The organism is Tsukamurella pulmonis (genome assembly GCF_900103175.1).
Lineage (GTDB): Bacteria > Actinomycetota > Actinomycetes > Mycobacteriales > Mycobacteriaceae > Tsukamurella > Tsukamurella pulmonis.
Genome location: NZ_FNLF01000002.1, coordinates 3,575,219 through 3,587,752 on the forward strand (window position 1 = coordinate 3,575,219; position 12,534 = coordinate 3,587,752).

The following is a 12,534-nucleotide window of genomic DNA, read 5'->3' on the forward strand; positions in this document are numbered from 1 at the left end:
GCCTAGTGCTCGCCGCCGAGGTGCCCGCGCAGGCGGTCGTGCCGCTCCGACGACGCCGGGTCGAGGCCGACGAACTCGACCGTCTTGCCCTTGCCGCGGTACTTGGTCTCGATCGCGTCGAGCGCGGCGACGGTGGAGGCGTCCCAGACGTGCGCCTGCCCGAGGTCGACGATCACGCGCGCGGGATCGCCCACGTAGTCGAACTGGTGGACCAGGTCGTTGCTGGAGGCGAAGAACAGCTCGCCGCGCACCCGGTAGACGCGCGTGCCGGGATCGTCGGAGTCGACCGGCACGACCTCGGTGAAGTGCGCGACCCGCCGCACCAGCAGCAGCGTCGCGACGATGACACCGCCGATGACGCCGTAGGCGAGGTTGTGCGTGGCGACGGTGATCGCGACGGTCACGAGCATGACCGCGGTCTCGCTGCGCGGCATGCGCCGCAGGGTGGCGGGGGCGATGCTGTGCCAGTCGAAGGTGCCCACCGCCACCATCACCATCACCGCCACGAGCGCGGCCATCGGGATCCGCGCCACCAGGTCGCCGAGGCCGACGACGAGGATCAGCAGGAACAGGCCGGCGAGGAAGGTCGAGATCCGGGTACGCGCACCGGAGTCCTTGACGTTGATCATCGTCTGCCCGATCATCGCGCAGCCGCCCATGCCCCCGAAGAAGCCGGTGACGACGTTGGCCACGCCCTGCCCCCAGGCCTCGCGGGTCTTGTCCGACGGAGTGGCGGTGATGTCGTCGACCAACTTGGCCGTCATCAGGGATTCGAGCAGCCCCACCAGCGCCACCGCGACCGCGTACGGAGCGATCAGCCGCAGCGTGTCGAGGGTGTACGGCACGTCGGGGATCAGCCAGTGCGGCAGCGTGCTCGGCAGTTCCCCCTCGTCGCCGACGTCGGGCACGCCCAGCCCGAATCCGAGGGTGACGGCGGTGAGCACGACGATCGCGACCAGCGGCGCGGGCACCGCGGTGGTGAGCCTCGGCAGGCCGACCAGGATGACGATGCCGACGACGATCATCGGGTACACCAGCCACGGCACGTCGGTCAGGTGCGGGAGCTGGGCGAGGAAGATCAGGATGGCCAGGGCGTTGACGAAGCCGACCATCACCGACCGCGGGATGAACCGCATCAGCTTGGCGACGCCGAGGAGGCTGAAGACCACCTGGAGGACGCCGGCGAGGATCACCGTCGCGAGCAGGTAGTCCAGGCCGTGCTCCCGCGCGATGGGCGCCACCACGAGGGCGACGGCGCCGGTGGCGGCGGAGATCATCGCGGGCCGGCCGCCGACGACGGCGATGGTGACCGCCATGGTGAAGGACGCGAACAGGCCCACGCGCGGATCGACTCCGGCGATGATCGAGAACGAGATCGCCTCGGGGATCAGGGCCAGGGCCACGACGAGGCCCGCGAGCACCTCGGTCTTCAGCCGTCGGGGACTGCGCAGCGCCGCGCGGACCCCGACCTCGCCGGCCGGGGTCACCGGATCCGTTCGTACTGCCATCGCGATCGGACCTCCGGGACATCGGTCGCACAGCGCGAGGGGCCGGGTGCGACGCACGAGTGGGACGGCGCGCAGGGGCGCGCGCCGCTCCGAACTCTACCCTCCCGTTAGGGGAGGGTTCCTCTCGGTCCTGCCGCGCTGCTCGACCGCGGATACTCGGCAGCAGCGCTCAGCGGCGGCGCTCAGGCGCGGCGGCGACGGCGGGCGTGCACCGCGGCGCGGGCGGCCTTGAGGCCGAACCGGCGGCCGGTGGCCTCGTCGATGCGCGGCTGCGCGAACTCGGTGCCCGCGAACATCGCCTCGGAGGCGGTCTCGGGAGCGTCGTCGGCGGTATCGCGCAGGTACTTGTCCGGCAGCGAGAGCTTGGCGATGGTCCGCCACGACTTGTAGTACTGCACGTGCAGCGGGCCGATCGTGTACGGCAGGTCGTACTTCTCGCACAGCGCACGCACGCGGACGCCGATCTCCGCCAGCCGGTTCGACGGCAGGTCCGGGAACAGGTGGTGTTCGATCTGGTAGCTCAGGTTGCCCGAGAGGAAGTCGATCACGGGGCCGCCCGAGAGGTTGGCGCTGCCGAGCATCTGGCGCAGGTACCACTCGGCCTGCGTCTCGTTGTCGACGTCCTGCTTGGTGAACTTCTCGGCACCGTCGGGGAAGTGCCCGCAGAAGATGACCGCGTTGGTCCAGACGTTGCGGATGACGTTGGCGGTGACGGTGGCCGTGAGCGCCTTGCGCCAGCCGCGCCGACCGCCGAGGGGCGCACCCAGGAGCGGCGCCGCGACGTAGTCCTTGAGCACCTGCCGGCCGATCTTGTGGCCGACGTCGGAGGCGTCGGCCTTGAAGCCCTCGCGGTCGAACCACGGCTTCTTCCACTTGGTGGCGGCGCGACCGAGCTCGAGGTGCTGGATCGCCACGCCGTACTCGAAGAGCAGCATGAGGATCGTGTTGTAGGCCAGGTTGCCCGCGTTGAACGGGGTCCACGGCTGATCACGCGTGACGCGCAGCGTCTTGTAGCCCACGTCGTCGTCCATGTCGAGGACGTTCGTGTACTTGTGGTGCACGTAGTTGTGGGTGTGCTTCCACAGCCGCGACGTACCGGCGTTGTCCCACTCCCATGTCGTGGAGTGGATCTCGGGATCGTTCATCCAATCCCACTGCCCGTGCATGATGTTGTGCCCGAGCTCCATGTTCTCGATGATCTTGGCGAGCCCCAGCGAGACCGCCGAGCCCCACCAGAATCCGCGCTTGTGGGCGCCGAGCAGCATGAGGCGGCCCGCCACCTCCAGCCCGCGCTGGGCGGCGATCGTGCGCTGCAGGTACCGCACGTCGGACGCGCCGCGCGCGGACTCGATGTCGCGCCGGATCGCGTCCAGCTCGGCCCCGAGCGTCTCGACGTCGGCCTCGGTGAGGTGCGCGTACTCGGGAATGTCGGTGATCGCCATGCGGGGCCGCCCTCCGGTGGTGTCCGTTCTAACCTACGCAACCGTAAGTTACGGCCTCGTAGGTGTCAATCGGGGCGGCCCGAGCAGGCGTCAGACGTCGAGCGTGCAGTCCCCGACCGCCACGGAGATACAGGTCTGGATGCGCTCGCCCTCGGTGTGCAGCTCGCCGCTGCGCAGGTCGCGGACCTGGCCGTCGGCCAGCTGCACCACGCAGGTCTGGCAGATGCCCATGCGGCAGCCGAAGGGCATCTGCACGCCGATCGCCTCGCCCGCCTCGAGCAGGGTGGTGGCACCGTCGACGTCGGTCTTCTTGCCCGACTTGAGGAAGCCGACCTCGCCGCCCGAGGCGGAGACGTCCGCGCGCTCGACGGTGAACCGCTCCTGGTGCAGGCGCGACTCGATGCCGCGGTCCTTCCAGGCCTTCTCCATGTCGTTGAGGAACACGCCGGGCCCGCAGATCCAGGTCTGCCGCTCCTGCCAGTCCGGCACGGCCGCGCCGATGTTCTCCGGGGTGAGCCGGCCCTCGTCGCGGGTGTAGCGCAGCTGCACGGAGACGTTGTCGTGATTGGCGTCGAACGCCGCGAGCTCGTCGCGGAACAGCGCCGAATCGGCGTTCGGCGCGGAGTGGACGGCCACGATGTCGGTGGAGGCGGGGATGCCGCGCCGCTCGAGCGTGCGGAGCATCGCCATGACCGGCGTGATGCCGCTGCCCGCGGTGAGGAACAGGACCTTCGGCGGCAGCGGGTTCGGGAGCGTGAAGTCGCCCGACGGCGCCTGCAGCCGCACGATGGTGCCCTCGCGCACCCCCGTGACGAGGTGGTTGGACAGGAAGCCCTCGTTCATCGCCTTGACGGTGATCGAGACCTCGCGCGGGCCGCGCCCCTGACCCATGTCGGGCACCGAGGTCAGCGAGTACGAGCGCCACGTCCACTTGCCGTCGACGAGGACGCCGATGCCCACGTACTGGCCGGCCTCGTACTTGGTGTTGAAGCCCCAGCCGGTCTCGATCGTGAGCGTGACCGACTCGTCCGTCTCCTGCTCGACGCGCACGATCTTGCCGCGCAGCTCCCGCGCCGACCACAGCGGATTGATCAGGTGCAGGTAGTCGTCCGGCAGCAGCGGCGTGGTGAGCCGCGCCACCGCGCCGCGCACCAGGTTGGTGCGGGGATGCTCGGCGGAGACGTCCTTGGCCGGGGCCTCGAGCCAATCACGGAAGGCTCGGAAAGAGTTGCTCATGCCCGTGAGCCTACGGTGCCGTAACCTCTTGGGACAATTTCGGGCAGGTTGTCCTATCGGGTGCCGCGACCGAACGTCGGGTTCTGCGGCGGTCGGTGGCAGGATTTCGGCGCCGAGGGGCGCAGGACCCGACGTTCGGGACGCGTCCCCGAGCGATCAGCGCTTCGCCGGGCCCGCGGCGACGAAGGTCCAGTAGCCGCGCGGACCGTCGTTGACCCGCAGGCGGTTCCCCTCCACCCGGACGGTGCGCACGCCGGAGAAAGCGGCGCGGAAATGCTCGCCCGCGCCCGGCGCGACGCACGCGCGCAGTGTGGAGACCAGGCCGCTGAACCGCGCGCGATCGCCGTCGAGAGCGACGTCCATGCCGAAGACGTTGCAGCCGTCGTTGCCGCCACCGCCCTTGCCGGTGATGCTGAAGTACGCCGGGGAGCCCGTGTACCGCACCGGCGCGGTGCGGGCGAAGCCGCTCGACTCGAACCGCCACTGCGTACCGGTCAGCGGCACCGGGGCCGCGGCGGCGGTGGGCGCGACGCTCAGCACGCCCGCCCCCACGAGGACGGCCGCCGCGTACCGGGCACCGCGCACTGTCATGTCCCCACCGTAACGCCGAGCTCGGGCGTCAGAGCAGTTCCAGCAGGAACGGCAGTTCCTGGGTGGCGTACCAGGCCAGGTCGTGATCCTCGGCGTCGCCGACGGCGAGCTCGGCGTCCTCGTCGCCGAGATCCGCGGCGTCGACGACCTGCGCTGCGCGGGTCACGGCAGGCTCGGCCTCGGAGACGTCGACGTGCACCGCCACGACGTTCTTCAGGCGGATCGGCTCGTTCACCTTGAGCACGGCGTCGTCGAGGTCCGGGCGCTCCTTCGCCGCCGCGACGTCGACGGTGATCACGACGCGCCGCACCGGGTCCGGTTCGCCCTCCCCGTCCGCGGCGGGCTCGTCGTCGACGGCGAGCAGCCGCAGCGAGGCCCGCGCGGCCTGGCGCATCGCGGCCTCGGCGAGTTCCTCGTCGTCGCCCGAGGTGTAGGCCTCGCGCAGCGCCGGGGTCACCCCGAAGACGGTGCCGCCCAAGGGGAAGAGCTCGCCGTCGCGCTGCAGGACCTGCAGCCCTGCCAAGGTGCTCGGCACGTACACGCGGACCGTCATCTACTCCCCTTTCGCGGACGCGGCGAGCTCGTCCAGCGCCTCGTACAAGAACTCGGTCATCGACATCACGTCCCACATCCCGTCGCGATCGGCGTTCAGGCCGATGTAGACGGTGCCGTTGTACGACGTGATGCCGATCGCCACCACCTGATTGGCGATGAGCGGCGGCACCGGGTACACCTGCTGCACCTCGATGCCGGAGAGGTACACCGGGGCCTGCGGGCCCGGCGCGTTGGTGACCAGGGTGTTGAACGAGCGGGGCGAGACGCTCATCGCGGTGCGCGCCCCGAGCGCGTGCAGGGTGGGCGGGGTGAAGCCGCCGCTGGTGGCCAGCGCCCGGGCCGCGACCTGCCGGTTCCGGTCCACCTGCGCCGCCGCGCCGTGCGCGATCTGGCGCATCCGCACGACGGCGTTGCCCTCGGCCACGGGCAGCCGCACCACGTAGGCGCGCACCTGCTCCCCCACGCCGAGGCCCACGTCGTCGACGGCGATCGGCTCGAGCACCCGCACCTCGGTGCCGGCGCTGATCGGCTCGCCGCGCGAGATCAGCCACGTGCGCAGGCCACCGGCGATCACCGACAGCAGCAGATCGTTGACGGTGCAGCCGAATGCGGCGCGCAGGCGGCGGAACTCGTCGAGCTCCATCCGGGCCACGGCGAACCGGCGGCTCCGGGAGACGGGCACGTTGAGCGAGCGGACCGGGGTCACGGCGGTGCGCGCCCGCACCAGGCTCGACGCCCGCTCGATGACGTTGGCGGCGTCCTCCTGCAGGCCCGTGATGGACTCGGCGACCTCGCCGACGACGCCCTGCAACATCGCCGCGGTGCGCTTGGGGCGCGAGAGCATGTCGATGACGGCGCCCATCACCAGTTCACCGTCGCTGGGCTCGTGCTGGCCCATCCACAGGTCCTCGGGCGGCTGCGGCGTGTGCGGGGAGTCGGTGAGCAGGAGCTGCATCAGGTCGACGTTCGCGCGGCCGTCGACCAGCGCGAGGTGGGTCTTGGAGAACACCGCGAGCCGGTCATCGGCGAGGCCCTCGATCAGGTAGACCTCCCACAGCGGCCGCTCCCGGTCGAGCGGGCGCGAGTTGAGCCGGGCCACCAGGTCGTGCAGCTGATCGTCGCTGCCCGGCTGGGGCAGTGCGGAGACCCGCACGTGGTAGGTGATGTCGAAATCGCGGTCCTCGATCCACACCGGGCGGGCGATCCCGAGCGGCACGGTGCGCACCTTCTGCCGGTAGCGCGGCACCTCCGCGAGCCGCTCCTCGATCGTGTCGAGCAGGCGCTCGTAGTCCAGCCCCTCCTCGGGGCGTCCCAGGACCACCAGGGAGCCGACGTGCGTGGGCGTCGTGGAGTCCTCCAACGCGTAGAACTCCGCATCCGACTGGCCGAGCCTGCCCTTCACCTGCACCTCCCCCGCGCACCGATCGTCGGCGCCAGCATACGGGATCACCCCTGCACCGCCCGGGCGAGTGCGTGGGATCCGAACGGCCCGCTGATGCGTCTAATCAGTATGGGGGCGATCATTTCCACAGCCGGCGGGTCGCGCACGCGCGCACCGCGCACCGTCGATCCCGGCTTCGTCGTGCTGCGCGCGCCGGACGCCGAACCACCGGCGCAGCCGCTGTGCCGCGCCCGCGCCGTCTCGCCCGCGCCGCCGCTGCCCGCCCCCGCCCGGTCCGGCCCGTCCGAGCCCGTCGCGACCCCCGGGCCGGTCGCGGCCGTCCACCCGGACGCGCACAGGTTCGTGCTCTCCACCCTGCGGCCGGTGTTCGAGGTGCTCGACCGCCGCCGGCCGGCCAAGCACCTGGCGACGATCGCCACCGGCACCGTCGTCGACGTGCTGCGGGCACTGGCGGAGACGGGGCCGGCCACCACCGTCTCGGGCTGGGGGAACGTGCACGTCGGCACTCCCCGCGAGCTGGTGCAGCGGCCGCGGCGCCGCACGCCGGGCCCGGAGGTGGGGGCGGAGATCTTTCTGACCTACACCCGCGGGGAGCGGGTGCTCGCGGCCGCGGGACGGGTCGAGGCCGCGGCCGGACGGTGGCGGTGGGTCGCGTTCACCACGGCCGCATGAGCGGCGCGGGGGCGCGTTTGCGCGAATCGGGACCGCCCGGGGCCACGAAGCGGTACATACAGGGGATGTCGCTGAGTTCGCTGCGTGCCGCGTTCCGTTACCGGGTGGCGCGCCACCTGCTGATCGGCCCCGCGCTCTGGGTGTGGGGGCGCCCGGAATACACCGGGCTGGAGAACATTCCACGCACGGGGCCGGTGATCCTGGCGGCCAACCACCTCGCGATCTCCGACTCGTTCTACGTGGTGCAGAGCGCGCGCCGGCCGGTGAGCTTCCTCGCCAAGGCCGACTACTTCACCGAGCCGGGCCTCAAGGGGCGGCTCAAGAAGATCTTCTTCTCCGGCATGGGACAGATCCCCGTCGACCGCCGGGGCGGCTCCGTCTCGGCGCCCGCCCTCGAGGCGGCCACGTCGATCGTCGAGGGCGGCGGCGCCTGGGGCATCCACCCCGAGGGCACCCGCTCCCCCGACGGCCGGCTCTACAAGGGCAAGACCGGGGCGGTCCGCGTGGCGCTGGCGACGGGCACGCCCTTGGTCCCGATCGCATTGGCGCGCACCGATCACCGGACGCGCAAGAACTTCTTGCGGAGCCGCGTCGCGGTCGACGTGCTGCCGCCGCTGGACCTGAGCGACGCGAGTCTCGACGATCCCGAGTCGATCCGCCGCGCCACCGACCGGCTGATGGACGTCATCGGCGAGCGCACCGGCCAGGAGCGTGTGCCCGACTACGCGAAGAAGGGCGGCAAGTAGCCGCCCTTCTTACGGTCGCCGTGCCCTACTTGCGGCGGTGCTTGCCGCGCGCCGCGGCCGCCTTCTGCGCGGCCTTCTCGGCGTCGCGCTTGGCCGCGCGCCGCTCGGAACGGGTGCCCTGCGGCTCGTCGGCGGTCTGCGCGACCTCGGTCAGGTCGCCCGTCTCGGACGGTCCGGAGAGCCGGATCTTCTCCGGATCCGGCTCGGCCACCGGGCTGCTCACCTGCGCCTGCGCGGGAGCGCTCCCCTCGGCGCCGGCGGCGCCGTCCTCGGGCTGCTGGACCTGCACCTTGAACAGCGTCGCGACCGACTCCTCCTTGAGGCCCTCGAGCATGCCGTTGAACATGTCGTAGCCCTCGCGCTGGTACTCGACCACCGGGTCGCGCTGCGCGATCTGCCGCAGGCCGATGCCCTCCTTGAGGTAGTCCATCTCGTAGAGGTGCTCGCGCCACTTCTGATCCAGCACCGACAGCAGCACCGAACGCTCGACCTGGCGCATGGTGCCCTCGCCCGCGGCCTGCTCGATGCTCTCCTGGTGCTTGTCGTACGCCGCGTGAATATCCTTGAGAAGGATCTCCTTGAGCTCACCGCTGGTGATCTCGTCGCGATCGCCGTTCTCGTCCTCGCCGACGACCTGCTTCCAGTCCAGCTCGATCGGGTACAGGGTGCGCAGCGCCGTCCACAGCTCCTCGAGGTCCCAGTCCTCCACGTAGCCGGTGGCGGTGGCGCCGTCGACGTACGCGGAGACCACGTCGTCGGTCATGTGGTTGACCTGGTCGAAGAGGTCCTCGCCACGCAGGATCTTGCGACGCTCGTCGTAGATGACCTTGCGCTGCTCGTTCTGCACGTCGTCGTACTTGAGGACGTTCTTGCGGATCTCGAAGTTCTGTTGCTCGACCTGCGTCTGCGCGCTGCGGATGGCGCGGGAGACGAATTTGTTGTCGATCGGCACGTCGTCGGGCAGGTTGACACGGTTCATCCACGCCTCGATCTGCGCGCCGTTGAAGCGCCGCATCAGCTCGTCGCCGAGCGAGAGGTAGAAGCGGGACTCGCCGGGGTCGCCCTGGCGGCCGGAGCGACCGCGCAGCTGGTTGTCGATGCGCCGCGACTCGTGCCGCTCGGTGCCGAGCACGTACAGGCCGCCCGCCTCGCGGACCTTGTCGCCCGCCGCCTTGGACTCCTTCTTGATCTGCTCGATCGTCGCGTCCCAGGCGGCCTCGTACTCCTCGGCCGTCGTGACCGGGTCGAGGCCCTGCTCGCGCAGCGCCAGGTCCGCGAGGATGTCGGGGTTGCCGCCGAGCACGACGTCGGTACCACGGCCGGCCATGTTGGTGGCGACGGTGACCGCGCCGGGCGTACCGGCCTTGGCGATGATCGCCGCCTCCTGCTCGTGGAACTTGGCGTTGAGCACGGTGTGCGGGATCTTCTTGCGCTCGAGCTGGCGGGAGAGGTACTCGGAGCGCTCGACCGAGGTGGTACCGATCAGCACCGGCTGGCCGGCCTCGTGCCGCTCGGCGATGTCGTCGACGATGGCGGCGAACTTCGCCTCCTCCGTCTTGTAGATCAGGTCCGTCTGGTCCTTGCGGATCATCGGCTTGTTGGTCGGGATCGGGATGACGCCCAGCTTGTAGATCTGGTGCAGCTCGGCGGCCTCGGTCTCGGCCGTACCCGTCATGCCCGAGAGCTTGTCGTAGAGGCGGAAGTAGTTCTGCAGCGTGATGGTGGCGAGCGTCTGGTTCTCGGCCTGGATCTCGACGCCCTCCTTGGCCTCGAGCGCCTGGTGCATGCCCTCGTTGAAGCGGCGTCCCGCGAGCACGCGGCCGGTGAACTCGTCGACGATGAGCACCTCGCCCGAGCGGACGATGTAGTCCTTGTCGCGCTCGTAGAGCTCCTTGGCCTTGATCGCGTTGTTGAGGTAGCTGACCAGCAGCGAGTTCTGCGCGTCGTAGAGGTTCTCGATGCCCAGCTGGTCCTCGACGAGTTCGACGCCGGCCTCGTTGACGCCGATCGTCTTCTTGCGGATGTCCACCTCGTAGTGGGTGTCCTTCTCCATCAGCGGCACGATCCGGGAGAACTCGGTGTACCACTTGCTCGAACCGTCGGCCGGGCCGGAGATGATGAGCGGCGTGCGGGCCTCGTCGATGAGGATCGAGTCGACCTCGTCGACGATGGCGTAGTTGTGGCCGCGCTGGACGAGCTCCTGCTCGCTGTGCGCCATGTTGTCGCGCAGGTAGTCGAAGCCGAACTCGTTGTTGGTGCCGTACGTGATGTCGGCGCTGTAGGCCTGCCGGCGGCGCTCCGGGTCCTGGCCCGCCAGGATGCAGTCCACCTCGAGCCCGAGGAAGCGGTGCACGCGGCCCATCCAGTCGGCGTCGCGCTTGGCGAGGTAGTCGTTGGTGGTGACCAGGTGCACGCCCTTACCGGTGAGCGCGTTGGCATAGGCGGCCATGACGGAGGTCAGGGTCTTGCCCTCACCGGTCTTCATCTCGGCGATGTCGCCCTCGTGCAGGGCACCCGCACCCATGATCTGGACGTGGTAGGGCTTCTGGCCGAGCACGCGCCACGCGGCCTCGCGGGCCGTGGCGAACGCCTCGGGCAGGATCTCGTCGAGCGACTCGCCCTTCTCCAGCCGCGTCTTGAAGAGCTCGGTCTTGGCCTGGAGCTTCTCGTCGGAGAGCGCCGCGTATTCGTCGCCCAGGCTCTCCACGTAGGAGGCCAAGCCGTCGAGCCGCTTGACCATCCGGCCTTCGCCGAACCGCAGCACCTTGGAGAGAACCACTGAGCAACCTCAATCCGTTACGAGTCAAGTGAGCGCGCGCACACACGAATCCCGGCCGCGTCGTCCGCGACCGGGATCCATGGTAGGCGAAACGTCAGGTCAGGCGGAGGAGGCCGTAGTCGAAGGCCTTCCGCCGGTACACCACGGACGGCTTCTCCGTCTCCTTGTCGAAGAACAGGAAGAAGTCGTGACCGACCAGTTCCATCTGGGAGAGCGCGTCATCCACGGTCATCGGGGTGCCCGGGTGGTCCTTGGTGCGCACGATCTGGCCGGGCAGGTGATCCTCGACCAGCGCGGCGTACGGATCGTCGTCGTCCTCGGTGCGGGGCGGGGCGTCCGGCAGGGCCGACGGGGCCGTCGCCTCGGCCACGGAGACCGGGGTGCGGTTGCCGTAGTGCACCTTCTTGCGGTCCGCGGCCTTGCGCAGCCGGCTCTGCAGCCGGGACAGGGCGGTCTCGAAGGCGGCGTAGAAGTTCTCCGCCGCGGCCTCGGCACGGGCGACGCCGCCCTTGCCGCGCACGGTGAGCTCAAGCCGCTGGCACGACTTGGACTGCCGCGGGTTGGGCTCGTGGAACAGACTCACCTCGAACAGGGTGATGGTGGGGCGGAACTTCTCGAGGCGCGCCAGCTTGTCCTCCAGGTACACGCGGAAGTGATCGGGGACCTCCACGTTGCGGCCGTCGATGGCCACGGGGCAGTCGGGGGTGAGGTACTCCTTGTCGCGCTCGTCGGCGATGTGGCCGGGTTCGCGGAAGGGGTCGACCTCGACGCTGGGCGTATTGGTGCGGTTCGTATCTCGCGGGGACAGAAGGGTCATGTGAAACCTTTCGTGCGGGCCCGATCACACTGCGCCAGTACGGATCACCAGTCCGGACTCGGTCAGGTGCGCGCGGATGCAGGCTCAGATTCGAACGCCGGGCGGACTGCCGGGCGCCAGGGAGGGTGCGACATCACCTCCTCTTTCTCGAACCGGGAAAGGTACCCCCGAAGATAGCCCCGGTTCGCCGATCCCGCCAGGATTTGGTCACTGTGAGTTCACCGGCGCGCCACTCCGCGGCGACCCCGCTCGGCGACCTCCCGCCGCGCGAGTGCGAGCGACCGCGTCCGGGACGCGCTCCGTGCCCACCGCACGCTCACGCCGCGGCGAGGGTGATCGCGGCGGCGACGCTCACGCCCCGCCGGGCGAGCGCGGCGACGGACTCGGCCAGGGTGGCGCCGGTGGTGACCACGTCGTCGACGAGGACGACGGTGCCGGCGCCCGGCAGGCCGCGCACCCGGACGGTGCCGCGGACGTTGGCGGCCCGCGCAGCAGCACTGAGCCCCACCGATTCCGCCGCGCCCACCGAGCGCAGCACGGGGGCGACGGACATCGCGCACACCCCGTCGCGGTGAGGGCGGCGGCGCGGCACACCGCGGTCACCACGTCGCCGCCGCGGCGGCGCGCGGCCCAGGCCGTCGTGGGCGCGGGGATCAGCACCAGCGGACCGTCGAGCTCACCCCACGCGCGCAGGCGCAACAGCGCGTGCGCCAGGCCCCGGCCCAGCGGCGCGGCCAGATCGCCCCGGCCCCGTTCCTTGAGCTGGAGCACCGCGCGGCGGCGCGG

The 12,534-nt window shown here is 70.5% G+C and carries 11 protein-coding genes; 2 read left to right on the plus strand and 9 right to left on the minus strand.

The genetic code is table 11. The annotated features are described in order from the left end of the window. Positions 1-2: 2 nt before the first annotated feature. From BLQ62_RS17535 to BLQ62_RS17560, 6 genes are all read right to left on the minus strand, one after another. Positions 3-1,508 (minus strand): SulP family inorganic anion transporter, encoded by a 1,506-nt coding sequence (locus tag BLQ62_RS17535; RefSeq protein WP_068568229.1) that lies wholly within the window; start codon positions 1,506-1,508, stop codon positions 3-5. 182 nt (positions 1,509-1,690) lie between these two features. Next, on the minus strand, positions 1,691-2,950 hold the full coding sequence (locus BLQ62_RS17540) for a fatty acid desaturase family protein (protein ID WP_068568228.1): 1,260 nt from the start codon (positions 2,948-2,950) through the stop codon (positions 1,691-1,693). A gap of 90 nt (positions 2,951-3,040) precedes the next feature. After that, entirely contained in the window at positions 3,041-4,186 is a 1,146-nt protein-coding gene (locus tag BLQ62_RS17545) for a ferredoxin reductase (RefSeq protein WP_068529074.1), read from the minus strand. A 156-nt stretch (positions 4,187-4,342) separates the two neighbouring features. Further along, on the minus strand, positions 4,343-4,777 hold the full coding sequence (locus BLQ62_RS17550) for an META domain-containing protein (RefSeq protein ID WP_068568227.1): 435 nt from the start codon (positions 4,775-4,777) through the stop codon (positions 4,343-4,345). A 28-nt stretch (positions 4,778-4,805) separates the two neighbouring features. Continuing rightward, positions 4,806-5,330, minus strand: a complete 525-nt coding sequence (locus tag BLQ62_RS17555) for a DUF6912 family protein (RefSeq protein ID WP_068568226.1) — start codon at positions 5,328-5,330, stop codon at positions 4,806-4,808. Then, positions 5,331-6,734 (minus strand): WS/DGAT/MGAT family O-acyltransferase, encoded by a 1,404-nt coding sequence (locus BLQ62_RS17560; protein ID WP_068568361.1) that lies wholly within the window; start codon positions 6,732-6,734, stop codon positions 5,331-5,333. It abuts the gene before it with no gap. Between the two features lie 108 nt (positions 6,735-6,842). On the opposite strand from BLQ62_RS17560, the gene BLQ62_RS17565 reads away from it, so the two are divergent. Together BLQ62_RS17565 and BLQ62_RS17570 are read left to right on the plus strand one after the other, a co-directional pair. Beyond that, positions 6,843-7,406, plus strand: a complete 564-nt coding sequence (locus BLQ62_RS17565; protein ID WP_068568225.1) for an Rv3235 family protein — start codon at positions 6,843-6,845, stop codon at positions 7,404-7,406. Positions 7,407-7,471: 65 nt separating this feature from the next. Continuing rightward, the gene (locus tag BLQ62_RS17570) at positions 7,472-8,152 is read left to right on the plus strand and encodes a lysophospholipid acyltransferase family protein (protein ID WP_068529062.1); all 681 of its coding nucleotides are present in this window, start codon (positions 7,472-7,474) and stop codon (positions 8,150-8,152) included. Between the two features lie 25 nt (positions 8,153-8,177). Here BLQ62_RS17570 and secA read toward each other — a convergent pair whose 3' ends face one another. From secA to BLQ62_RS24450, 3 genes are all read right to left on the minus strand, one after another. Continuing rightward, positions 8,178-10,892, minus strand: a complete 2,715-nt coding sequence (secA, locus tag BLQ62_RS17575; protein WP_068530404.1) for a preprotein translocase subunit SecA — start codon at positions 10,890-10,892, stop codon at positions 8,178-8,180. 133 nt (positions 10,893-11,025) lie between these two features. Next, on the minus strand, positions 11,026-11,748 hold the full coding sequence (gene hpf, locus BLQ62_RS17580) for a ribosome hibernation-promoting factor, HPF/YfiA family (RefSeq protein WP_082756839.1): 723 nt from the start codon (positions 11,746-11,748) through the stop codon (positions 11,026-11,028). A 316-nt stretch (positions 11,749-12,064) separates the two neighbouring features. After that, complete coding sequence (locus tag BLQ62_RS24450; protein ID WP_331711123.1) at positions 12,065-12,301, minus strand: phosphoribosyltransferase family protein; 237 nt, start codon at positions 12,299-12,301, stop codon at positions 12,065-12,067. Between the last annotated feature and the right edge of the window lie 233 nt (positions 12,302-12,534).